General features: G+C 48.5%; 22 protein-coding genes. 15 read left to right on the top strand and 7 right to left on the bottom strand.

Annotation, left to right across the window (positions count from 1 at the left end):
* Positions 1-6 precede the first annotated feature (6 nt).
* The 6 genes from rimM to cysS all read right to left on the bottom strand — a co-directional run bounded on the left by rimM (position 7) and on the right by cysS (position 6,542).
* Positions 7-591 (bottom strand): ribosome maturation factor RimM, encoded by a 585-nt coding sequence (gene rimM, locus QP420_RS05900; RefSeq protein ID WP_481616831.1) that lies wholly within the window; start codon positions 589-591, stop codon positions 7-9.
* Positions 592-599: 8 nt separating this feature from the next.
* On the bottom strand, positions 600-833 hold the full coding sequence (locus tag QP420_RS05895) for an RNA-binding protein (protein WP_016636230.1): 234 nt from the start codon (positions 831-833) through the stop codon (positions 600-602).
* Between the two features lie 2 nt (positions 834-835).
* A complete protein-coding gene (gene rpsP, locus QP420_RS05890; RefSeq protein WP_060786915.1) occupies positions 836-1,309 on the bottom strand; it encodes a 30S ribosomal protein S16 in 474 nt (157 codons plus the stop codon).
* A gap of 626 nt (positions 1,310-1,935) precedes the next feature.
* On the bottom strand, positions 1,936-3,159 hold the full coding sequence (locus QP420_RS05885) for an endonuclease/exonuclease/phosphatase family protein (protein WP_481616830.1): 1,224 nt from the start codon (positions 3,157-3,159) through the stop codon (positions 1,936-1,938).
* A 39-nt stretch (positions 3,160-3,198) separates the two neighbouring features.
* Positions 3,199-4,905, bottom strand: a complete 1,707-nt coding sequence (ffh, locus tag QP420_RS05880; RefSeq protein ID WP_481616829.1) for a signal recognition particle protein — start codon at positions 4,903-4,905, stop codon at positions 3,199-3,201.
* Between the two features lie 41 nt (positions 4,906-4,946).
* Positions 4,947-6,542: a cysteine--tRNA ligase gene (gene cysS / locus QP420_RS05875; RefSeq protein WP_481616828.1), complete on the bottom strand. Its 1,596-nt coding sequence runs from the start codon at positions 6,540-6,542 to the stop codon at positions 4,947-4,949.
* A 303-nt stretch (positions 6,543-6,845) separates the two neighbouring features.
* Between cysS and QP420_RS05870 the strand changes: the two genes are divergently transcribed.
* Positions 6,846-8,252 carry a nicotinate phosphoribosyltransferase gene (locus QP420_RS05870; RefSeq protein ID WP_481616827.1) on the top strand — a complete coding sequence of 469 codons (1,407 nt, stop codon included), beginning with the start codon at positions 6,846-6,848 and terminating at the stop codon, positions 8,250-8,252.
* A 50-nt stretch (positions 8,253-8,302) separates the two neighbouring features.
* On the opposite strand, the gene QP420_RS05865 is transcribed toward QP420_RS05870, so the two are convergent.
* Positions 8,303-8,650 (bottom strand): DUF3039 domain-containing protein, encoded by a 348-nt coding sequence (locus tag QP420_RS05865; protein ID WP_060786909.1) that lies wholly within the window; start codon positions 8,648-8,650, stop codon positions 8,303-8,305.
* 372 nt (positions 8,651-9,022) lie between these two features.
* Here QP420_RS05865 and coaD point away from each other — a divergent pair, with 372 nt between their 5' ends.
* The 14 genes from coaD to QP420_RS05795 all read left to right on the top strand — a co-directional run bounded on the left by coaD (position 9,023) and on the right by QP420_RS05795 (position 24,130).
* The gene (gene coaD, locus QP420_RS05860; protein WP_481616826.1) at positions 9,023-9,583 is read left to right on the top strand and encodes a pantetheine-phosphate adenylyltransferase; all 561 of its coding nucleotides are present in this window, start codon (positions 9,023-9,025) and stop codon (positions 9,581-9,583) included.
* A gap of 135 nt (positions 9,584-9,718) precedes the next feature.
* Positions 9,719-10,654: a hypothetical protein gene (locus QP420_RS05855; RefSeq protein ID WP_481616825.1), complete on the top strand. Its 936-nt coding sequence runs from the start codon at positions 9,719-9,721 to the stop codon at positions 10,652-10,654.
* Between the two features lies 1 nt (position 10,655).
* Positions 10,656-11,312, top strand: coding sequence for a YceD family protein (locus tag QP420_RS05850; protein ID WP_481616824.1), 657 nt, complete (start codon positions 10,656-10,658; stop codon positions 11,310-11,312).
* 448 nt (positions 11,313-11,760) lie between these two features.
* A complete protein-coding gene (gene rpmF, locus QP420_RS05845) occupies positions 11,761-11,955 on the top strand; it encodes a 50S ribosomal protein L32 (RefSeq protein WP_004113441.1) in 195 nt (64 codons plus the stop codon).
* Positions 11,956-12,340: 385 nt separating this feature from the next.
* On the top strand, positions 12,341-13,231 hold the full coding sequence (rnc, locus tag QP420_RS05840) for a ribonuclease III (RefSeq protein ID WP_481616844.1): 891 nt from the start codon (positions 12,341-12,343) through the stop codon (positions 13,229-13,231).
* A gap of 42 nt (positions 13,232-13,273) precedes the next feature.
* Positions 13,274-14,446, top strand: a complete 1,173-nt coding sequence (locus tag QP420_RS05835) for a tyrosine recombinase XerC (protein WP_481616823.1) — start codon at positions 13,274-13,276, stop codon at positions 14,444-14,446.
* A 145-nt stretch (positions 14,447-14,591) separates the two neighbouring features.
* The gene (sufB, locus tag QP420_RS05830) at positions 14,592-16,112 is read left to right on the top strand and encodes a Fe-S cluster assembly protein SufB (protein WP_481616843.1); all 1,521 of its coding nucleotides are present in this window, start codon (positions 14,592-14,594) and stop codon (positions 16,110-16,112) included.
* A complete protein-coding gene (gene sufD, locus QP420_RS05825; protein WP_481616822.1) occupies positions 16,112-17,413 on the top strand; it encodes a Fe-S cluster assembly protein SufD in 1,302 nt (433 codons plus the stop codon). The genes sufB and sufD overlap by 1 nt, the downstream gene beginning before the upstream one ends.
* A gap of 9 nt (positions 17,414-17,422) precedes the next feature.
* Positions 17,423-18,199 (top strand): Fe-S cluster assembly ATPase SufC, encoded by a 777-nt coding sequence (sufC, locus tag QP420_RS05820; protein WP_004113429.1) that lies wholly within the window; start codon positions 17,423-17,425, stop codon positions 18,197-18,199.
* A gap of 66 nt (positions 18,200-18,265) precedes the next feature.
* Positions 18,266-20,191, top strand: coding sequence for a translational GTPase TypA (gene typA / locus QP420_RS05815; protein ID WP_248901334.1), 1,926 nt, complete (start codon positions 18,266-18,268; stop codon positions 20,189-20,191).
* Positions 20,192-20,226: 35 nt separating this feature from the next.
* Entirely contained in the window at positions 20,227-20,661 is a 435-nt protein-coding gene (locus tag QP420_RS05810; RefSeq protein WP_060786901.1) for a hypothetical protein, read from the top strand.
* A 100-nt stretch (positions 20,662-20,761) separates the two neighbouring features.
* The gene (locus QP420_RS05805) at positions 20,762-21,796 is read left to right on the top strand and encodes a prephenate dehydratase (RefSeq protein ID WP_481616821.1); all 1,035 of its coding nucleotides are present in this window, start codon (positions 20,762-20,764) and stop codon (positions 21,794-21,796) included.
* Positions 21,790-22,875: a prephenate dehydrogenase gene (locus QP420_RS05800; protein WP_481616820.1), complete on the top strand. Its 1,086-nt coding sequence runs from the start codon at positions 21,790-21,792 to the stop codon at positions 22,873-22,875. The genes QP420_RS05805 and QP420_RS05800 overlap by 7 nt, the downstream gene beginning before the upstream one ends.
* 406 nt (positions 22,876-23,281) lie before the next feature.
* Positions 23,282-24,130 (top strand): Panacea domain-containing protein, encoded by an 849-nt coding sequence (locus QP420_RS05795; RefSeq protein ID WP_481616819.1) that lies wholly within the window; start codon positions 23,282-23,284, stop codon positions 24,128-24,130.
* Positions 24,131-24,282 lie beyond the last annotated feature (152 nt).

Here is a 24,282-nt window from a genome sequence, read left to right as displayed (position 1 = left end):
TGCGCATTAAAGCCCAGGAATCAGTCCGCCTGGAGGGTCTAAGGTTAAATATTTTTCTTTAAGATTAACTTCGGGAACCAGCGCCTGAACAAATGGAACTAGCGCGGTTTTATCATCGCCAACTGGCTCCAAAAGGCGGATTTTAAGCAGTGACTGCGCGCCGTCCACAACGTCTACAACTTTGCCGATTTCGCGCGACGTAACTCCAAGTGAATTATTCTTGCAAATGTGCGCGCTAAGGCCTATTAAATCCTTAATATACCAGGCGTTTTCTTGCTCTAATTCTTCCGCGCTTTGAGCCTTAGTGTAAAGCTCCAAGCCGTTTAGGGACTCTGCGTCATTACGATTTAAGCTTTGTTCAAAAAGCAGAATCCAGCGGTTTTTAAACGTGCGGGAAGCTTCGATTGTAAACTCGCGCTCGCCGTCTTTAGTGTAAAGCACATTGCCTGGTTCAAAGCGATTATAAGGCTCGTCGGTAAAAACTTGAACCGTGACTTCGCCTTTCAATCCTTGCGCTTTTCCAATACGACAAACCCTCAGTAGGGTGTTTTCACCTTGCTGAGGGTTGTCAAAAAGTTGGTTTTTAGCCACGTTCAATCTCACTTACGTACGTCCATAATGTCTACGCGCACGTTGCGATGGCTTAGAGCCTGCACAACAATACGAATAGCATTGGCGGTACGACCGTTTCTTCCAATAACGCGACCGATGTCTTCTGGATTTACGCGCACGCGCAAAAGTTCGCCGCGAGCGTTTGAATGAGAACGCACGGATACGTCATCTGGAAAATCCACGATGTTTTTAATGAGATGTTCCACAGCTTGAGCCAGCATAATTACTCAGCCTTTTCCTCGGCTTCAGCATTTGCTGCTGGAGCTTCTTCTGCGGCTTCTTCGGCTTCGTTCTTAGCGGCTTCTGCAGCGGCCTGAGCCTTTGCAGCGGCTTCGGACTTAGCAGCCTTAAGCTTCTGAGCCTCGGCTTCTACAGCCTCAACACGAGCCTGGGCGTCTGGGCCAGCCTCAGAAGTCTTCAATGTGCCTTCTGCACCATCGAGACCCTTGAACTTCTGCCAATCGCCAGTAATCTTTAGCAGCTTCAACACTGGTTCGGTTGGCTGTGCGCCAACGCCAAGCCAGTACTGTGCGCGATCAGACTTAATCTGAATCAAAGATGGCTGCTTGTTTGGATCGTAGATACCGATCTCTTCGATGGACTTACCGTTACGCTTGTTGCGCGAATCAGAAATTACAACGCGATAGAAGGCGTAGAACTTCTTGCCCAATCTCTTAAGACGAATCTTGGTTGCCAAAATGGCTCTCCTTATAACTAAAGTCGTAGAATTTCGCTCGGGTGTGGGGCACTCCTTGCGAGTTCCACTGTTCCTCGCGTGGTCGATAAGAGGGCTTCGATTCACGCGAATAACTTTTCTATTATGCCTGATTGCGTGGACTATATGTTTTCCCGAGAATGTTGCTATAATTCGGGCGTTTTGTAGCGATTCATGGCGTGTCGAGCTACAAACTCGGTCGCGAGCGACATTTCCTATTTGATGTGTAGGAGGGCTGGGTGTTTCTTGTCTCACAACGCTCCGCCTATTACGTGTAGTCTGTTGTTGCGGTTGTTCCGATTTGGCTTTGATTTTGTTTTTGTGTTGAGGTTTGTTTGTAGGGTGAGTCATTGGATTATTTGGTATCGGCTGCCGCTCTTATACTGTTCGACCAAGAATCACCCAGCCCTCTTGCATGCTTGAACAATTGCGTATCGCTAGTCGCCTGAGATTCTCGATTTTTCTTGCTCTCTCGGCGAGTCACCACCTTTGGCGCTGAGGCTCGCCTCTTTCGCGGCGAAAAATCTCGAATCTCTACTTCACTTGGTGGAGTAATGTACGCAAAGAGCATTGTTATTTGGGTGAAGAAGCGGGGAGCTAGAGGGGAGCTAGAGGTGGAGCGAAACGCAAACGATTAGCGCAAAGTGGTCACTGCCGTCCACGCGAATCGTGCGTTGCGCTGTGGCTTTAGCGGCGCAGCCTGTTGACTTTATTAGCACATGGTCAAGCGCAAGATTTGGCCATTTTTGCCACGTTGGCCAGGTTTTTAATCGCTTGCCAATTTGCATTGATGCGTCGAAAAAGCCTGATTTTAGTAGCGCTCTAAAGCTCGGGTGGTCTGGTGTTGAGTTTAAGTCTCCGCAGATTATTGTGACTTTTTTGCAGTCGCTTTTATTATGATTTTCGCCGATTTTTGCAAGCGCCATTATTCCGCTGCTCCAAGCCGCACACCCGCGCATAGGCGATTTTGGATGCGCCGAAGCGAATGTTATTAGAAGATTTTCCGCGCGCGTCTCGCAAGCAGCCGCCGTAACAATTGGCACGTTTGCCGCATCAATCTTAATCGACTCGCCAAAAGATTGTTTTACAGCGCTTAATCGCGTATAAATCGCGTTAAATCCGCCATTTTCGCGGTTGTTTGTATTTCCCAATTGCACATGCGCAAAATCACGCCTAATCCCAAGTTTTTCAAGGCTTTTTACAAGTTTTTCGCTTACTTCTTGCAAAAGAATTGTATCGACTTTATGCGTTTTTGCGAGTTCTATTATTTGACTCGCGTTTGCGCGTCCATATCTGCAATTAAGCGTCATAACGCGGATTTCTAGCGATTTTTCCTGCGATTTTTTTGGCGATGATTCCCACGTTTGTTTCCATTTTTGCTGTTTTTGGGAACAAACACGGGCATCTATTCCCACGTTTGTTTCCGTTTTTGGTGTTTTTGGGAACAAACACGGGCATGTGTTCCTGCGTTTGTTTCCGTTTTGGGTGTTTTTGGGAACAAACACGGGGAAGTATTCTTGTATTTGTTTCCGCAAATGCCTTGCAAAATACGGCGTATACGATTTTAAAGAGATTAAGAGCAACGCCGCATATGCCACGCACAAAAACACGTACGATTTACAAAATTCATTTTGCAATCGTGTTGAGGCCGCCGCCACAGCGCTGGCGATTAGCCCAAACCCTGCGCAAAACGGCGCAATCGGCAGCAGTGCAATAACGTAGGGCAGAGGTTTTAGCCCGTCTGCTCCAGCTGGCAGCCACCTAAGCAGCTGCCAAGCCAGAAGTAAAACAAGCGAAATAAGTAAAATCGCAGGTAAAATCGCGTGAATCATCTACTGATTATTTGCTATCTGATTATCTTGCTTATCTGCTTATCTGCCAAAAAGTCCCGAAAGACCGCCGCCCAAATTAGGCGGCAAATCAGGCATTCCGCCAGCAAAATCACCTTCGCCACTCATAAGATTTTGAAGATTTTCTGGCAGATTATTAGGCAAATCCTGCTTCTTCTTCATAAAGGCAGACTCGCCATTTTCGCCATCGCCATCATTTGCACTATTTGCAGAAGAATTTCCAGATAAGCGATCCCTAAGTGCGCGCTCCTCGGCCTCGCGGCGCATAGGATTTCCAGACTTTCCGCCCTTCTTCTTGCTCTTTTTGTCTTTGCGCTTGGACTTTCCAGCGCCGCCGCCAAACCCAGGAATTCCGCCCATTCCAGGCATTCCAGCGCCGCCGCCATTGCTCATGCGCTTCATCATCTTAGCTGCCTGCTCAAAGCGCTGCAAAAGCGCGTTCACCGCGGAAACTGGAACGCCCGCGCCAGCTGCGATTCGCGCGCGCCTGGAGCCGTCAATAATCTTTGTGTCTCGGCGCTCCTTAGGTGTCATCGAGCGAATAATCGCCTCTGTGCGGTCTATCTCGCGGTCGTCAAACTGCTCAAGCTCTTGCCTATGCGCTGCCATTCCAGGCATCATGCCAAGAATTTTCTTCATAGAACCAAGCTTTTTAACCTGCTGAAGCTGATCCAAAAAGTCGTCTAGTCCAAAAGTTCCTTCAGATATTTTAGCGGCCGCTTTTTTAGACTCTTCCTCGTCAAACTGCTTTTGCGCATTCTCAATAAGCGTTAGAATATCGCCCATATCTAGGATTCTGGAGGCCATTCTATCTGGGTGGAAAATCTCAAAATCCTTCAAACCTTCGCCAGTAGAAGCAAACAAAATCGGCTTGCCCGTAACGCTTGCAACCGATAGCGCAGCACCGCCTCGCGCATCGCCATCTAACTTAGAAAGCACAACGCCCGTAAAATCAACGCCCTCGTTAAACGCTTGAGCCGTATGAACAGCATCCTGACCAATCATGGCGTCTATAACAAACAGGATTTCTTGCGGATTAACAGCATCGCGAATTTCGCGCGCCTGCTGCATAAGAGCATCGTCCACGCCAAGGCGACCAGCGGTATCGATAATAACCGTGTCGTACATTTTTGCGCGCGCGTAGTCAATGGAATCTCGCGCAACCTTAACAGGGTCTCCCGTCGCTAAACCAGCTGAAACCACTTCGCTGCCGCCATCACTTTGCACGCCTCGCTCTGGCGCAAACACAGCCACGCCCGCGCGCTCGGCAACAACCTCAAGCTGCGTAACGGCGTTAGGGCGCTGCAAATCCGCCGCAACAAGCAAAGGCGTATGTCCAGAATCCTTAAGCCAGTAGCCCAGCTTTCCTGCAAGCGTTGTTTTACCAGCGCCTTGCAAGCCAGCAAGCATGATTACGGTTGGGGGGTATTTGGCAAAATTCAGCGGCCTATCAACGCCTGCGCCTAAAACATTTGTAAGCTCGTCGTTTACAATTCGCACAACTTGCTGCGCAGGATTCAGTGCGCTAGAAACCTCTTCGCCAAGTGCGCGCTCGCGGATTTTAGCGGTAAAAGATCGCACAACGTCTAAAGCCACGTCTGCGTCTAAAAGCGCGCGGCGGATTTCGCGAATTGTGCCGTCTATGTCTGCGTCGGATAATTTGCCTTTTCTACGCAAGTGCTTGAATGCGCCAGAAAGTCTTTCTGTTAACGAACTAAATGCTGCCATAATTGCTCTATTCTACAGGTTGTTTGGAATGTTTAAGAGTTTTAAGATAAATGCCACGATGAGCCTTGTGCACAATCTTCGATTACAACGCCAGCGGCGGTTAAAGAGTCGCGAATCGCGTCTGCGCGTGCAAAATCCTTGGCCGCGCGCGCAATCGCCCTTTGTTCCAGCTGATTTGCAATCAAAGATTCAAGAGCCTTGTGTTCCGCGCTTGCGCCGTTATCTGCATCTTCGCCCAAATCTTGCGATTTTTGCGCGTTGCGGCGCCATTGCTGGGAGTAAGGGTCTAGCCCAAGCGTGTCTAGCATTGCGCGAACTTGCAAAACGCACGTTTTAATAAGGCTTTTAATGCTGTTGTTTTGGCCGTCATCTTGACTTTGTGCATAGTCGTCCAAAAGCGCGTTGCCAGAGCGAATCGCAGTAAAAATCGCGGCCAGCGCGCCCGAAACGTTAATATCGTCGTTCATAGCTTTAGTAAAATCTTCTGGAAGATTATCTGCATCAACGCCCTGAACTTCCGCATAATCTGGCTGATTTTCGATTACACGCCCAGCGCGCTCGAGGAAGTTCGATATGCGATCATAAGCCGATTGCGCCTCGTTTAAAGCCTGATCCGACCACTCCAGCATTGCGCGGTACTGCACGCCGCCTAGCGCGTATCGCACAACCCACGCGGATTTTTGAGCCAGAACCGATGGAACAGAAAGGCCGTTTCCAAGGGATTTGCTCATTTTTTCGCCCTTTGCTGTAACCCAAGCGGAATGCATCCACACGTTTGCACTCTTCCAGCCAGCAGCAAGTGTTTGTGCCATCTCGTTTTCGTGGTGCGGGAAGCGCAAGTCTAGTCCGCCGCCGTGAATGTCGAAGGAATCACCAAGATAGCGGTGACTCATTGCCGAGCATTCAATGTGCCAACCTGGGCGGCCTGCTCCAAACGGCGTATTCCAGCGCGCGTCTTTTTGGTCAAAATCGCAAGGTGCCTTCCAAAGCGCAAAATCGCGAGCATCGTGCTTATCTGGGCTTGCATCGGCAGGGTCAATTGGATTGTATTTGTCGGCTTTGCTGGATTTGTCGTCGCTATTGCTGCCATCTGAATTGCCATTTTGATGCGTAAGTGCGCCGTAATCCTGCCAACTTGGAACACTAAAATACACGTTTCCAGTAGGATTGCCATTCGCATCCGTTATTGCGTATGCGTGTCCGCGATCAATCAAGCGCTGTATAAGCTCCACCATGTCGTTGATGTGGCCAGTTGCGCGCGGCTCCACAGTCGGCGGCATAACGCCGAGAGTGTTGTAAGCTTCAGTAAACTCGCGCTCGTAAATGTAGGCGCGCTGCCACCATGTTTGGCCATTTTCGCTAGCTTTTTTGATGATTTTATCGTCTATATCTGTAACGTTTCTAACAAAAGTAACGTTGTAGCCAAGGCGCAAAAGCCATCGGCGAACAACGTCGAAGGCGATTGCTGCGCGAATATGACCTATGTGCGGCGAGCTTTGCACGGTTGCGCCACACACGTACATTCCAACGTGACCAGGGGTGACGGTTTTAAACTCGCTGGTGTTGTGAGTTGCCGTGTTGTACAAGCGCAATCGCGTGGCTGCTGCGGTAAGAGTTCTGTTCGTATTTTCAAGCATAATCTCAATTATATGTTTAGCTAATAACTCACGTTTAGAGCGTGCGAACGATTTGACGCATTTTGTACCATATTTGATCTAAATCACGTACAAACTCGGGAAAACAACTCCGCATTTTGTACCATATTTGATCTAAATCACGTACAAACTCGGGAAAACAACTCCGCACTTTGTAGCTTTAAGTCGTAGATAGACATAGGACTATGATTGCTAGCAGATAGAAATCGCAAGCGCAGCTACGCAAAAATGGCCACTAACCGCTCGCCAAATTCACGTCACTAAAATCGCAAGAAAGGATTAAAAATGCCTGATTCTTTTGATTTCGCAAACTCTGAAGCAAACTCTGAAGCAAAGCCTTACACAAACTCTTCCGTGCTCATGACCGACATGTACGAGTACACAATGCTAGATGCCGCGCTAAAAGACGGCACAGCAGACCGCAAATGCGTTTTTGAGATTTTTGCGCGACACCTTCCGCAAGGCCGCCGCTACGGAGTGGTAGCAGGCACGGGAAGAATCCTAGAAGAGCTAGCGCGATTCCACTTTAGCGATGAGGACTTGCGATTTTTGCAAGACCGTAAAATCGTAAGCAAAGACACCATTAAATGGCTAGAAAACTACCATTTTAGCGGCAAAATCCGTGGTTACAGGGAAGGCGAAATGTTCTTCCCAGATTCGCCGATTTTGCAAGTTGAAGGCACTTTTGGCGAGTGCACGCTGCTAGAAACGCTGCTGCTTTCTGTGCTTAACTACGATTGCGCGGTGGCGAGCGCCGCGGCTCGTATGGTTTCCGCATCCGCTGGAAGGCCGTGCATGGATATGGGCGGCAGGCGCACAAACGAGTGGTCGGCAGTGGCTGCCTCTCGCGCGGCGGTAATCGGCGGTTTTAAAGGCACGGCAAACCTGCTTGCGGCAAAGCTTTACGGGCTTAAGGCGATTGGAACGGCCGCGCATTGCTTTACGCTTGTGCACGATTCGGAGCGCGCCGCCTTTGAGTCGCAAATTGCCGCACTCGGCAAGGGAACAACGTTGCTTGTAGACACGTACAACGTGGAAGAGGCTGTTAAAACCGCCGTGCAGGTTGCTGGCGCGGATCTTGGCGGTGTGCGCATTGATTCGGGCGATTTGTGCGTTATGGCTCGTCGCGTGCGCGCGCAGCTCGATGCGTTGGGCGCTAAAAACACTAAAATCACGGTTACTAACGATTTGGACGAGTATGCGCTCGCGTCTTTGCAAAACGCGCCAGTCGATTCCTACGGCATTGGAACCATGCTGGTTACGGGTTCGGGCGCTCCTACTTGCGCAATGGTTTATAAGCTTACGGAGCGCCAGGGCGCGGATGGAGTTATGCAACCTGTTGCTAAGAAGTCTAAGAATAAGGCGACTGTTCCAGGGCGCAAACTTGCGTATCGTTCTTACGATTTTGGCGGCGTAAACGGCGGCGCTTCTGGTAATGGCGTGGCCGACTGCGAGCACGTGATTTCTGGATCAGAGAGTGCGCTCGCTGCTTTTAAACCGCAGGATTCTTGGGAAGATTTGCTAGTTGACTACGTGCAAAATGGCGAATTTAACACGGAGTTTATGGGTCATGACGCGATTGCGCGCGCACAGAATTATTGCGCCAAATCTCTTAGCAGACTTCCGATTTCTGCTCAAAGTCTTATGCGTGGCGACCCTGCGATTCCTACAGAAATCAGCGTTTTAGGCTAGTTTAGGCTGGTTTAGGCTAAGTTTATAAATCAGCTTTAATTTGAGTTACTCTAAAAGCCCAGATTGTTCATCTCTTCGTAGATTTTTTTGCACTCTGGGCAAACGGGGTAGTCGTTTGCCTCGCGCTTTGGAATCCACACTTTTCCGCACAACGCCACAACAGGGCGGCCAGTCAAGCGCGATTCAATTACGCGATCTTTGGAAACGTAGTGTGCAAAGCGGTCTGCGTCGCCGCCATCGTCCATTCGCGCGGATTCGTCTACTTCTGGCTTTTCGAGCACGCTTGTGCTTGTGCTAGACCCAGAATCTGGGAGGCTTTTTGAATCGTCTTCCATAACAGCGTTCAAATTAGCAGCGTTTGAGCTATCGCCATACTTTGAATCATTTGAAAACGTCATTGCATCCCTTTCGTACAAATCCTTTTCACACAAATCATGTTGCATAAATCGCGTTGCATAAATCATGTTTTGTTACTTGCGATTTATGTTTATACAAGCATAATTCATAATCGCAACAAATGCTGGCAAATGGGAACAAACGCGGGCAAAAGGGAACAAACGCAGGGAAGTGTGCCCGAGTTTGTTCCCAAAATTGGCTGAAACGTAAACAAACGTGGGGGAAAAGAAACAAATGCAGGGAGGCTTTCTTGCTTTTGTTTCCAAAATTGGCTGAAATGGGAACAAACGTGGGGGAAAAGAAACAAATGCGGGCAAAATAGGCCATATCTAGCCAGTGTCCAGCTCGTGGCCGATTCGTGGTAACCTAAAAGCATGACTATAGCTGTTTGCCCAGGCTCCTACGATCCCGTTACGGCCGGACACTTAGACGTGATACAACGTTGTACGCATCTTTTTAACGAAGTGCATGTTTTAGTGGCGGTTAACGCGGCCAAAAAGCCCATGTTTTCCGAGTTGGAGCGCGTAGATATTATTCGCAAGGCGCTGGAAGACCTAAAAGATGATTCGCCAGTCGGCAAGTTTGTGCCACCTTTGTGCGGGGCGTCTAAGTCGCCAGCGTGCAAAATAGTGGTTGCTTCTACCAGCGGTCTTATTACGGATTATTGCAAAAAAGTCGGCGCAACCGTAATTGTTAAGGGATTGCGTCAAAACGGAGACTATGAGGCGGAACTTGGAATGGCGCTGGTTAATCGCAAGCTGGCTGGCATTGAAACCATGTTCTTGCCAGCGGATCCTATTTTGGAACACGTTTCTAGCTCGGTTGTAAAAGATGTGGCTCGTCACGGCGGAGACGTTTCTGGAATGGTGCCAAATAATGTGATTCCGCTTTTGCAACACGTTTTTTCTAAGACAAATGCAATATCTCAATCATAAAATTAGCGAAATATTACAATGGTGAGTTAAATATCACCGAAATAAGTACAATATTACTAAAATAAGTACGTACTAAAATACGTACAATAAAATTGTTAAGAGATAAGAGAGCAGCTACTTAGCGAAGGAGCGAAAATGAGCGAAAACGAAGACGACACAATGGAAAGCCAAGTATCGGCAAACCACAGCCAAAAGTTGCCATTAAATCCAGTGATTGCAAATAACGACGATTCGCCTAGTGCTGCTTTTGAAGCTTATGACGCGGTGCCTGCGGCGAGTAAGGCGAGCGACGATGCGGCTGCTGGCGATTCTGCGGCTGCTGGCGATTCGTCTGGCAACGCAGCTGGCGATGTGCCTCAAAACCTGTTCCCAATGCCAGATTTGCGCGAGCGCGAAGACGGCGGCGCAATAGAGTTTGACGACGAAGAAGAAAACGCGTTTAAGGCCGCGGATCCGCAAACCGTTAGCGAGGAAGTACGCACAAAGTCGCGCGAGGAATTTACTACTGTTTACGACATAATCGACACAATGGAAGCCGCGCTAAACAGTGCAAAAGGCGTGCTTTTTGCTGCTGGAATGGCAAAGGTGGATCGCGAAGAGTTTGGCGATTATTTGTCTAGGCTAAAAGACATGCTGCCTGTTCAGCTGGAGCGCGCGAGTGCGTTAATGCGAGAAGCGGAGAGGCGCTTGCGTACGGCTCAAGCACAGGCAAACTCTGTTGTGAGTTCGGCGCAAAGTCAAGCCGCGCAAATGGTTGAAGAAGCCCAGGAGCGAGCCAAATTCTTGGCAGGTCAAGAAAATGTGGTTGCGATTGCAAAGAACCAAGCGCGAGATATTATAAGCAATGCGCAGGCAAAGGCCGATAAGCTTACGCGCGGCGCGGATCAGTACAGCGCCACGGTTATGGAAGGCCTAAAGCAGCAGTTAGACAAGCTGGAGCAAGACGTTCAAGCGGGTCAGCGCGTTTTGGAAGAGCGCAGGCGCGCGGCGGCACACGTTCGAAATGAGGCTGCAAACCAGATTGATGAAGAATTTGACAGTGAAAGCAGCGAAAGCGAAGAAAGGAATTAAAATGACATCGCATCCCTCCCAGTCTTTGTGGGCGGTACCAGTTGCGCAAATGGCGGCACGAGCGGGCAGTAGTATGCAGTTGCATCGCGCCTTCCCAGCGCCAGAGGGCATTGGAGACAGCGTTATTGGCGTGGAGCCAGGGAGTGATGTTACCGTAGATGGCAATTTTGATTCCGTTGTAGATGGGCTTATGTTTCAGGGCACTATTACCGCGCGCGTGCATGCGGAGTGCTCGCGATGCTTGATGCCGTTGCATAGAGATTGGCCTGTTGATGTGTGTGCGTTTTTTGCGCGCGTGGAGAGCGGCAAGGGCGGCAAGGGTGCAAATGGCGGCAAGAGCGGCGCGCGTTCTAATAACTCTAATAACTCTAATGATGATTTAGAAGATGCTGATATTTGGGACGAAGGCGACGATTCTGGAAACGTGTATCCGCTGGTTGGTGGCGGCGATTTTGCCGACATTGAGGCTCTGATTCGAGACACAATGGTTAGCGAGTTGCCACTTAAGCCTTTGTGCGAGCCTGATTGCAAGGGGCTTTGTTCGCAATGCGGAGAGAATCTGAATGAGCATCCGGATCATCATCACGACGTTACGGATATTCGTTTTGCGGCGCTTGAAGGACTTAAGGAAAAGCTTGAAGCGCAACAATCTGCCTGAATAAAAGTCCTTACTTGGTGTTGCGCGGCTTCCTATTTAACGTTGTAGGAGGGCTGGGTGTTTCTTGTCTCACAACGCTCCGCCTATTACGTGTAGTTTGTTGTTGCGGTTGTTCCGATTTGGCTTTGATTTTGTTTTTTGCTTAAGTTTGTTTGTAGGGTGAGTCATTGGATTATTTGGTATCGGCTGCCGCTCTTATACTGTTCGACCAAGAATCACCCAGCCCTCTTGCATGCTAGAACTTTTTCGTAGCTTTCATCACCGAGATTCTCAATTTTTCTTGCTACTTCAGCGAATCACCATCAAAGATGCTGAGGTTCGCTTCATCCGCGGCGAAAAATCTCGAATCTCCACCTTATTTGACGTGTGTTTGTGAATAATGTATGGCGCTTGCTGTAATATACAGAACGCTTAAGCTCAATCGGTTGAACGAAATAGAGGAAAGATTATGGCACTGCCAAAGTACAAGACCTCGCGCGCTAATACTCATTCGCGTCGCGCCAATTGGAAGGCTTCTGCCGTGCAGACTATTACCTGCCCGAACTGCGGTTCGCCAGCGTTGTCTCACATGGCTTGCCCAACCTGCGGTAACTTCCGCGGTCGCGTGTATCGCGAAGCAATTCGCTCTGCGCACACCAAGTAGGTTGTATTTTAAAAAAACCCTGCCATCGACGGGTGGCAGGGTTTTTGTTTTTGCGCGCTTTTATTGAGCTTGAAATTGTATAGAGCGATTTCATACTTAACGTTGCGCGAGGTTTGAGTATTTCTCTCCTCGCAAGTCCCGTCGCTACGCTCCTCTTTTATTGCTCGTAGAGAAATACATCAAACCTTCTGGATATTTAGAACTTTTTCGTATCTTTCATCACCGAGATTCTCGATTTTTCTTGCTCTCTCGGCGAGTCACCACCTTCGGCGCTGAGGCTCACCTCTTTCGCGGCGAAAAATCTCGAATCTCCACCTAGCTTGGCGTAATTTACATAAACTTGTAGTATTTCGTGGCTAATAGCGCAAATCAACGACTTCAATGCATGCGCTATAATGTTGAAGATATGAGTGGGAACAACACAAAAGACCAGTATGACGGCCAAAATGATGGCAATTACGGCGCATACAATAACCCAAATCAGCCAGAAGACGCTAAAACTAGTAGCATTGGCGTTGCGCGCACGCAAGATGGACACACGCAGGATGGGGATCCTACTAAGGAGCTTTTGCGCGCTCTTGGCACTACGATTTCGCCAGATTTGCTGGTGGAGGCTCTTACTCACCGCTCGTTTTCGCACGAGCATCCAGGCACTAAAAACTACGAGCGCCTAGAGTTTTTGGGCGATGCTGTTTTGGAGCTTGTTTCTACAGAAACGCTGTTTTCTGCTCACCCAGATATGACGGAAGGCCAGTTGGCTAAGCTTCGCGCTAAGGCTGTTTCGGAGTGGGCTTTGAGCGCGGTTGCTCGCGATAAGTTGCACGTTGGTTCGTACATTCTTTTGGGCCATGGCGAGATGGAGCATGGTGGCGCTCAAAAAGACTCGATTTTGTGCGATATTGTTGAGGCGCTTATTGGCGCGACTTTTGTTGAGCATGGCATTGACGAGGCGCGCGCTGTGGTGCATCGCTTGATTGACGACACTTTAGCGGAGGTTCTTACAGAAGGCCCAGCTTTGGATTGGAAGACTTCGCTTACGGTTTTGGCGCACGAGATGGGGCTTGACGAGCCGCAATATAGAATGTCGGTTTCTGGCCCAGATTATGCGCCTGTGTTTCGTGCGCGCGCGGTTTTGGCGCACGAAAATGGAGATGAGCTGCTGGGTGAGGCGGACGGTTCTAGCAAGCGCAAGGCTCAGCTTGCTGCTGCAGATAAAGCTTGGCACGTGTTGGATAGAAGGCGTAAGTCGAGCGCGAGCGAAGAAAGCGGTAATTAGGTCTTTCTGATTGCTGTTATATAGGCGATTTGAGGCGGTTCTATGGCTAGCAGTCGTAATAATAATGATTTATTATTTGACGATGATTCAGCATCATCAACGGTTGCTGGCGACTTTTGCGACTTCGGCTACCACTGTGCGCGCTACGTTGACTATTTGCGCGCCAACAAAGGCCTTGGAAAGGCCACTTTACGCGCGTACGGCGCGGATGTTTTACAATGCTTAGAGTGGTGCAGCCGCAATGGTTTTTGCGATTTGCGCGCGGTTTCCACCAGTGTTTTGCGCCAATGGATGTATTGGCTTAACAAGAATCACGCGCGCTCGAGTTTGGCGCGCAAAGTGGTAGCCGTGCGCGGCTTTTTTGCGTGGGCTACGCACGTTGGTTTGATTAGCGTAAATCCTGCGCAAATTCTTGCAACTCCTAAGATCGCTAATGAGCTTCCTACGGTTTTAGATGAAGCGCAGGCGCAAAAGTTGTTGGATTGTGCAGACGACTGTGCAGACAACTGTGCAGATGATTGTGCGGATAACTTTGCGCAGGACTCAACTGCACATGATTCAACTGCGCATGATTCAACGATGCAAAATTGCGCGCAAAAAAAGCCGCGCGCGCAAAAGTCGCAAGCTTCCGAGCATCAAGAAAACACGCCCCTAAAATCGCCCCTAAAATCGCCCCAAAAATCCCTCCAAGAACATGCACTCGCCCTTAGAAACGCTGCGATTCTAGAGCTTTTATACGCCACGGGCATGCGCGTTGGGGAGCTTACAAGCCTTAATGTGCAAGATATGGATTTTGAAAATCACACCGTAAAAGTTACAGGTAAAGGAAACAAGCAGCGCGTGGTGCCGTTTGGCGTTCCTGCTGCAAATGCGTGCAAAGAGTGGATTGAGCATGGGCGAAGTGCTCTGCTAGAAAAGCACGCCGCAAACTCAGCTGGTATGCAAGCGCTGTTTTTGGGCGCGCGAGCAAAGCGTATCGATCAGCGTGTTGTAAGAAGTATTGTTCACGCTGCCGCCGCAGCCGCAAACGTGCCAGATGTTGCTCCGCACGCACTCCGCCACAGTGCTGCAACGCATATGCTCAACGGTGGAGCGGATCTTCGCGAGGTTCAGGAGCTTTTGGGGCATTCCTCGCTTAACACAACCCAGCGCTACACGCACGTTTCTATTCAGGCTCTTAAGCAGCGCTATTCGCAGGCTTTCCCTCGTGCGTAGAAGGAGAATGCATATGCAGAAAGGCAGAGATGTGATTTGAATCACGTAATGCCGCTGCGTGGCTAAATGTATAATCGATTTATAAGCTTGATAGGAGGGTAAAACAGTGGTTGATGATTCAAATAAGCCTGAATCAAGCGCATTGATGAATAGCGTATCGACGAATAAGAATGTAGCGAATCAAAATGACTCCAGCGCGGCAGACGTTGAAATGAGCCAGTACGTGGCAGATCGCGCTCGCGTAAACGAAGATAAAATCCGCCAAGACGAACAAATCGTTGCAGAATTTGGCGAGTACAATTACGGCTGGCATGATTCGGATGCTGCAGGCGAGGCCGCAAAAAAGGGCATTGACGAGTCGGTTGTTCGCGCAATTTCCGCCGATAAAAACGAGCCAGAATGGATGCTAAACCTTCGCTTGCAAGGATACCGCGCGTTTTTGCAAAAGCCTATGCCAGATTGGGGCGTGGATTTACGCGGCTTTGACGCCGACGATTTTAAGTACTACGTTCGCCCAGTACACGATCAAGCGAAAACTTGGGATGATTTGCCAGAAGATATTCGCAAAACTTACGATAGGCTTGGCATTCCAGAAGCGGAGAAAAAGCGCTTGGTTTCGGGCGTTGCAGCTCAGTACGAGTCGGAAGTTATTTACAATTCGATTCGCGAAGACTTGGCTGCGCAAGGCGTGATTTTTGTTGATACGGATACAGCAGTTCAAAAGTATCCCGATCTTGTAAAAAAGTATTTTGCAACCGTGATTCCAGTTGACGACAACAAGTTTGCGGCTCTTAACACAGCGGCTTGGAGTGGCGGCTCGTTTGTGTACGTGCCAAAAGGCGTGCATGTGGATATTCCGCTTCAGGCTTACTTCCGCATTAACACGCCAAACATGGGTCAGTTTGAGCGCACTTTGATTATTGCAGACGAAGGATCGTACGTGCATTACGTTGAAGGTTGCACAGCTCCGATTTATTCCACGGATTCGCTTCACGCTGCAAACGTTGAGATTGTTGTAGAAAAGCATGCGCGCGTGCGCTACACAACCGTGCAAAACTGGTCAAATAACGTGTACAACTTGGTTACCCAGCGAGCCTACGTGCGCGAAGGTGGCACAATGGAGTGGGTTGACGGCAACATTGGCTCCAAGGCAACTATGAAGTATCCTGCATGCATTCTCGCCGAGCCGTACGCAAAAGCGGAGACTATGTCTTTGAGCTTTGCTGGCCGCGGCCAGTACCAAGATACGGGTGCGAAGATGATTCATTTGGCTCCGCACACAAGTTCCACGATTGTTGCTAAGTCGATTTCGCGTGGCGGCGGGCGTTCTGCCTACCGCGGTCTTGTAAAAATTGTTAAAGGCGCTAGCGGCTCTAGCTCTTCGGTTGTGTGCGACGCTTTGCTCGTTGACGATTTTTCTAGGTCCGACACTTATCCCCATGTTGATGTGCGCGAAGATAACGTTTCGATGGCTCACGAGGCCACTGTTTCCAAGGTTTCCGAGGATCAGCTTTTCTATTTGATGAGCCGTGGACTTGAAGAAAAAGAAGCTATGGGAATGATTGTGCGCGGCTTTGTGGAGCCGATTAGTCGCCAGCTGCCAATGGAGTATGCTCTGGAGCTTAATCGTCTTGTGGAATTGCAAATGGAAGGATCCGTGGGGTGATGAGCGAAGATCTGAAAAAGAATTTAGGCAATAAAATGACGGAAAAAGAAATTAATATTCCTGTAGCAGACCCTAACGATCCTTATGCGGTTCCTGCTGCAATGCCTTCTAGCGCAGATAAATCCGTGCGCTCTTTTAGCGTGCAAGACTTTGCGATTCCAACGCGCAAGCAGGAAGATTGGAGATACACGCCAGTTGAGCGAATCTCCGAGTTTTTTGAGAGCTTTGAGCCGTCTAACAACGTTACGGTGGAGCTAAAAGGCGCTGATGGCGATTCGCATGCAACTCTACAAATTTTGCCAAAAAACGAGGCTCCGCACACCGAAATGAAGCCTTCGGATCGCGTGGCTGCTGTTGCGTGGAACTCGGCAAAATCGGCATACGTTTTGCATGTTTGCGGCGAAGCTACAAAGCCAATAATATTGCAAATCCACGGAAATCTTAAAAATGAAAGTACTTTGCAGTCGCTAGACGCTGCGAAATCATTAGACGCATTGCCATTAGACGCATTGCACTTAGTGATTGAAGCTGATTCCTGCACAAACGCGGATATTATTGTAGAGCACACAGGAGTTGCAAAGCTTGCTGAAGGCGTAGAAATCATTCTTGGAGAGAACGCGCATGTTTCTACAACGTTCATTCAAGAGTGGGATTCAGGCAGCAAACACGTTGGAAATCATAGGATTCATGTGGGTGCGGGAGCGTCTCTTCGCCACACAATGGTCACGCTTGGCGGAGACGTTGTGCGAATCCGCATGGATCAGGATTTTGGCGGCGAAAAGGGCGATTTGAACATGCTTGGCATGTATTTTGTGGACCCAGGCGAGCATGTTGAGCATCGTACGATGGTTGTTCACAATCACCCAGAATGCAAGTCGCGAGTAGTGTATAAGGGCGCGCTTTATGGCAAAGGAGCGCATTCTACATGGGTTGGAAACGCGCTTATTAAGCCAGAAGCTCCAGGCACGGATTCGTACGAGTTGAACCGAAATTTGGTGCTAACTCCTGGCGCGATTGCCGATTCGGAGCCAAATCTAGAAATCGAAAACGGCAATATTATTGGTGCGGGTCATGCAAGTTCGGTTGGTAGATTTGACGACGAGGAGCTGTTTTACTTGCAGTCTCGCGGCGTGAGCGAGGCGGATGCTAGGAAGCTTGTTGTGCGCGGATTCTTTAACGAGCTGATTGAGGAGATTGGCGTGCCGCAAATCGTAGATCATTTGATGGCTGCGATTGAGAGGCGTTTAGCTAAGACGGATGAATCGCAAGCAACCAACGAATCGAAATATGCGGAAGAATAGGAGATAAACATGTCAACTTTAGAAATCAAGGATTTGTACGCGTCTGTAGAAACAAAAGAGGGACGCAAGCAAATATTAAAAGGTGTAAATCTTACAGTTAATTCGGGCGAAACGCACGCGATTATGGGACCGAATGGCTCTGGAAAGTCTACTCTCGCATACACTTTGGCGGGTCACCCAAAGTACGAAGTGGATTCAGGCCAGGTGCTTTTAGACGGCGAAGATATTTTGAAGATGACTCCAGATGAGCGCGCAAAAGCTGGGCTGTTCCTTGCAATGCAATACCCGGTAGAGGTACCAGGCGTGTCGATGACGAACTTTTTGCGCACAGCAAAAACAGAGGTGAGCGGCGAGGCTCCGACTTTGCGTGCGTGGGTTAAAGAGCTTAACGAAGCAATGAAGCGCTTAAGAATGGATCCAAAGTTTGCGTCTCGCTCTGTAAACGAGGGCTTTTCGGGCGGCGAGAAAAAGCGTGCGGAAGTTTTGCAACTAGAGATTTTAAAACCAAAGTTTGCGATTTTGGACGAGACGGATTCTGGCCTAGATGTGGATGCTTTGCGAATTGTTTCGGAAGGCGTAAATCGCGCCAAAGAAAGCACTGGTTTGGGCATTATGATGGTTACGCATTACACGCGAATCCTTAAGTACATTAAGCCAGATATTGTGCACGTTTTTGCGCAAGGTCACTTTGTAAAGACTGCAGGGCCAGAGCTTGCGGACGAGTTGGAAGAAGAAGGATACGACAAGTATTTGCCAGAAGGCGCCAGCGAGTCTGCGATTGCATAAGCGGCGTGTCTAAAGCCGCGAGTAAACTTGTTTAAGTTTGGCTAAATAAAACGGAAGAGGTTTGTAATGACTGTTCGCGGTGATATTAGAAATGTGGCAATCGTAGCGCACGTTGACCATGGTAAAACAACGCTCGTAAATGCCATGCTTCAGCAGTCGCACGTATTCTCCGAGCGAGAAGAAGTGCCAGACCGCGTAATGGACTCCAACGACCTTGAGCGCGAAAAGGGCATTACCATTCTTGCCAAGAACACGGCCGTTCAATACACCGGCCCGCTTGCAGAAAAGTATGGTCACCCAGAGGGAATCACAATTAACGTAATCGATACCCCAGGCCACGCCGACTTTGGTGGCGAGGTGGAGCGCGGCATCTCCATGGTTGATGGCGTTGTGCTTCTCGTCGACGCTTCCGAAGGCCCACTTCCACAAACTCGATTCGTTCTACGCAAGGCACTTGAGGCAAAGTTGCCAGTGATTTTGTGCGTTAACAAAACGGATCGTCCAGACGCGCGTATTGACGAGGTTGTTAGCGAAGCTACGGATTTGCTTCTTGGCCTTGCACAAGACGTTGTTGAAGAAGGAATCGATCTAGATATTGATTCGCTTCTTGATTTGCCTGTTATTTATTGCGCCGCAAAGGCTGGCTATGCATCTTTGAATCAGCCAGAAAACGGCGGCTTGCCAGATAACGATAATTTGGAGCCTCTTTTTGACTCCATTATTTCCAACATTCCAGCACCAGAGTACGAGGAAGGCGCGCCTCTTCAGGCACACGTTGCAAACATTGATTCCTCCGACTTCCTTGGCCGCCTCGGCTTAGTGCGAATCTACAACGGCACTTTGGAAAAGGGCAAGACTTACGGTCTTTCTCGTGTAGACGGCTCGCTTGAAAACTTCCGCGTTTCCGAGCTTTTGCGCACGCAAGGCTTGGAGCGCACTCCTGTGGCATCCGCAGGCCCTGGAGATATCGTTGCAGTTGCAGGCGTTAACGACATTATGATTGGCGAGACTATTGTGGACCAGAACGATCCAAAGCCTCTTCCATTGATTCACGTTGATGACCCAGCTATCTCCATGACTTTCGGCATTAACGACTCGCCGCTTGCAGGCACGGAAGGCAAAGATCACAAGCTTACAGCGCGCATGATTAAAGATAGGCTTGATCGCGAGCTTATTGGTAACGTGTCTATTAAGGTTCTTCCAACAGACCGCCCAGATGCGTGGGAAGTTCAGGGTCGTGGCGAGTTGGCGTTGGCAGTTTTGGCGGAGCAAATGCGTCGCGAAGGCTACGAGCTTACAGTTGGTCGTCCTCAAGTTGTTACTAAGACGATTGATGGCCAAATTAACGAGCCTATGGAAAACACTACGATTGATGTTCCAGAAGAATACATGGGTACTGTTACGCAGCTTATGGCGGATCGCAAGGGTCGCATGGATTCTATGAGCAATCATGGATCTGGCTGGATTCGCTTGCAATTTACTGTTCCTTCTCGTGGTCTTATTGGCTTCCGCACAGCTCTTCTTTCTGCAACTCGCGGCACGGGAATCGCAAGCTCCATTTCTGCAGGCTATGCGCCTTGGGCTGGTCAGATTGTAACTCGCCAGAACGGTTCCATGGTTTGCGATCGCAAGGGTGTTGCAACGCCTTATGCTATGCAGCGTTTGCAGGCGCGCGGCGTGTTCTTTGTGGATCCGCAAAGCCCTGTGTACGAAGGCCAAATCGTTGGTATTAACAATAAGCCAGACGAGTTGGATGTTAATATTACGCTTGCTAAGCATATGACTAACATGCGTTCTTCTACAGCAGATGTGCTTGAGACTTTGACGCCACCAATTAAGATGAGCTTGGAAGAGTCGCTTGACTTTGCTAACGAGGACGAGTGCGTGGAAGTTACGCCTGAGTCGATTCGCGTGCGCAAGATTATTTTGAGCCGCGATGAATGGTACAAGTGGCGCGCTAAGCAGCGTAGGCAGAACAACAACGCTGCGTGATTGCTTTGTGTGATTGCTTTGTGTGATTGCTTAAAATGATGTTTAACATAAAGTCGCATTCCGTGCTATTTGCTGGCAGGTGTGCGGCTTTATGCGTTTTAGCGGCATTTTGCGCGGTTTTGGGCACTTTTGCGCACCGAATGGGCGCTATGTACAACTTTCCGTACGGTCTTGTAATCGCGTTTTTGCTTGTTATTTTGAGCGCGTGTTTTGCTCGCATGCTTTGCGGCGTTTTTGGCTTGATTTTGCACGCAATCGTATGCTGTTCGGTTGTTTGGATGATTGCGCTTGGATGGTTTAGGGTTTTTGGCGCGTTTCGTGGCGTGCTTGTTGCCGTTGGATTTGGCGTGGATAATCTTCCGTGGATTGCGCAAAATGCTGGATATTTTTGGCTTTATGGCATTATCATCGCTCACGTAGTTTTGCTTTGTATGCCTAATAAATTCTTTGCTATTTCTGGCGCTAAATAAGTGGCGCTAAATCAATGTAAGGTAGTCTTACTTATAGTCTTATATAGTCAGTCTTATAGTCTTAAAGTCTTACAATCTTAAAGTAGTTTGAGGAATAGTCATGAATAGCAATATAGTCATGAATAGTAATAAGAACAGTAATAGTTCCCGTAAATTATGCTATTTAGGGCCAGAAGGTTCTTTTACTCATCAAGCTGCTTTAAAAGTTAAAGAGCAATGTAAATCGCTAGGTGCTTTGCGCCTTATTCCAACTGCGTGTGAGAATATTTGTAATATTGCTAGCAAAATTGAAGATTGTCACGATTTGGGTATTATTGCGTGGGAAAACAATATTGAAGGCGTAGTAATACCTAATTTAGATTTATTAATTGATGCAAAAAATATGGTTGGCATTGCTCGCTTGGGCGTTGATATAAGTTTTGATGCTGTTGTTTGCAAGTCGGATTCAATCGAAAACTGTTCGACTATTGTTGCTCATCCTCACGCGTTGGCACAATGTCGTAAGTTTGCTCAAAAGCGCGGATTGAAAGAAAAAACTGCGTCTTCAAACGCTGCTGCTTGTAGGGATTTAGTTAATGGCGAAGTTGCTTTGTGCCCTAAAATTTGTGCTGATTTATACAATAGGCAAATTGTGAGTGAAGCTGTTGAAGATTTTTCTGGCGCTCGCACTGAGTTTTTAGTGTTAGCTCCTAGAGATGAGGCTTTAAGTTTTGTTAATATGCAGCGCGAAAGCTATTCATCTTTTTCTTCGATTATTGCTTTTATTCCGCGTTCTACGGGCGCTGGAGTGCTAGCAAATCTGCTTGATGTTGTGCGCGATCATGGTCTTAATATGACTTCTTTTATGTCTAGGCCGATTAAAGGTCAGGATGGTTTATATAGTTTTATTGCCACTGTTGATGCTGCCCCTTGGGATTCTACGTGTAAAGCTATGATTCAAGAGGTTGTTGAACATGGTGATTGGGTTCGAGTTTTAGCAGTGTATCCTTCTGATAATCAAGATAATCCTGTTATGAATGATTGGATGCTGCCAAATGGCGGAGTGTGCGTTGATGCTTCGAGTGCTTCGTCTGATACTTCGAGTGCTTTGAGTGCTTTGAACGTAATGCGTGCAGAAAGAGAATTATTATGGTAGAAGATGCTGAATTTTCTCAAAAATTTTCTGTTGGTATTGTGGGGCTTGGACTTATTGGCGGCTCAATCGCAAAGCGTTTGGTGGCCGCTGGCTCTTGCAAAGTGTACGCGTATAATCGCCATCAAACAATGTATAAAGAGGCGCGCGCCCTTGGAATCACTTGCGTTGAAAGCGTTTCGGAGCTTGCGCGCATGCAGCCAAATGTTTTGATTTTATGCAATTCGCTTGCCGCTATGCCAGAAGTTCTTGGCGAGATTTCGCGCGAAATCAACAAGCAGCGCACTACTTTGACGGATGTTGGTAGCGTTAAGGGGCTTGTGCGCCAGCAGGTTAAGGCCGCAGGGCTTGGCGATTGTTATATTGGCGCGCATCCTATGGCTGGAAGCGAGTTTACGGGTTGGCAGGCGTCGAGCGCGCAGCTGCTGGACGGCGCACTTTGGGCTGTTAGCGTTGATGAGAGCAGTGATTTTTGGCGGTTTTTGGCGGTTTTGCGTGTGATTGTGGGGTTGTGTGGAAACCGCGCTCTTGTGTTGAACGATTCTATACACGACGCTTCGGCGGCGCTGATTTCACACATGCCGCACGTTGTTTCTACTGCGCTGGCGAACGTTTTGTGTGGAAGCGAAAATCGCAATGTTGCGTTGCAAATGTCGGCTGGTTCTTGGCGAGATATGACGCGAGTGGCACTTACGGATCCAAATCGCACGCGTGCAATGGTTGCGGAAAATCGGCGAAATGTGGCGGATTTGCTGGGTAGTGTGATTGATGAGTTGAGCTTTGCAAAGAAGATGCTTGAGGGGAGCGATGAGTGCGATGAGCACGCGTTTTTTGCTAAGGCGGATTCTTGGCGCGAGTATAAATATGAGGAGCGCGTGGCGGATGACAGTAATGAATCTGCGGCGGCTCTCGATTTGCGCGAGCTTCGATTTGCCCTTGATTGCGCATGCGATTGGCAAAGTCAGCTGATTCAAAGCGCGCAAAGCGGGGAGCAGATTGTTGGCGTATCACTGAGTGACTCTGCGGTTGCTTGCGATTCGTGTGCGGCTCGCATAACGCTTCGCCGCGTCTCAACTCTCTAACCCGCAACAAACTCGGTAAATATCGTTCGCGCGCTACGCTTCTCAAGCGAAAGGCGCTTTGACTGAGCTTGAAATTGCATAACGCATTTCAAGCTCCTTCAAAGCGTGATTTGGCTCAAACATAAAGTCCAGTGGACTTTATGCGCCAAATCAGCCGAGCGGCTACTAATAGCCGCGAGGAATGGAACGCAAGCGAAGATATGAGAGCGACATGCCCCGTTTTCCATGCGACACGCCGTTGAATTTGTGTTGTATGTGAATCGTATGCTAGCGTTTTCGCTAACTTAAAACCAGTATCGTCTAATAGTAGAAGAAGCTAACTGTTAGTAAGTCTAACTTCTAGGGGATGTTGGTTTATTAAGTGTCCGTGTCTTTTCAATGGTGAAAGGGTGAAAGGAAGAGAGTTATGTCTACAGTTAAGCGTGTTGCGTATGCGATTTTGCAGCATTACGGCGCGATGAGTCACGAGCGTCTGGAATTGTTCACCTATTATAGTTACGCGCATTATTTGTCTTCAACTAATCTCAACTTGTTTTCTAATGGTTTTCAGGCTTGGAAGAATGGGCCGGTGTGTTTGGAATTGTTTAACTCGTGTTTGTTTAGTTTGGATTTGGTTTGCGCGCAGAATATTATTTTAAGCCCGTGTGAGTTTAGTAAAACGTTTGAGTGTTCTATGCTTCGTGAGATTTATAGCGTGTGTGATGTGTTGGATAATTTTAGTACTGCAAGTCTTGGCGTGCGTGTTAGGAGTGAGCTTCCTTGGGTTGATGCTAGAAAGGGTGTTGGTAGGAATTGTGCTTGTGATGTTGAGATTTCGCATAAGCTTATTCATGATTATTATGCGAAGCATCCTGTGGTTAATGTGAGTGAAGTGGTGTTGCATAGTAATCGTAGTGAGAATGGTATACGCGTGTTAAAGGGCGTGCGGCTTAAGAGTCTTAAGAATGCGGAGGATGAGCGGCGTAGGGCTTTGGATGAGGCTTATGCTATGAGTAATATCAGCCAGCATGCCAGGCTTGTTGAAGAGAATATTCTTAATAGTATTAGTAGACTACGTGAGTTTAATAATTTGGAGGATGATTCTAGTAGGAGTAGGGCGCGTTTAATAGCTAGGCGATTTAGTAGGCAGATATGCGAGTGTGAAAAGCAGGCTGTTAGGCGTGAAAATCTTCAAAAGAACTTGGAATTCTTAAAAAAGCAAAACAATGCTGATGCTAAAGATGCTGACGATGCTGATGCTAAGCCGAACGCGTAGATTTTCCCGACTTTGTTGCTCAAAACAGCACGTTTGACTACAAACTCGGGAAAAGATTGACGCACTTTGTACCATATTTATGATATGTACCCCTTTTTCTGGACACATATCCCTTTTACTTAATCACACTATCCACGCTGCGTGGATACTTC

Source organism: Bifidobacterium sp. UMB1197, from assembly GCF_030217745.1.
Classification (GTDB): Bacteria; Actinomycetota; Actinomycetes; order Actinomycetales; family Bifidobacteriaceae; genus Bifidobacterium; species Bifidobacterium vaginale_B.
The sequence above is the reverse complement of the archived record's forward strand: the minus strand, read 5'-3'. Positions and strand labels throughout refer to the sequence as shown.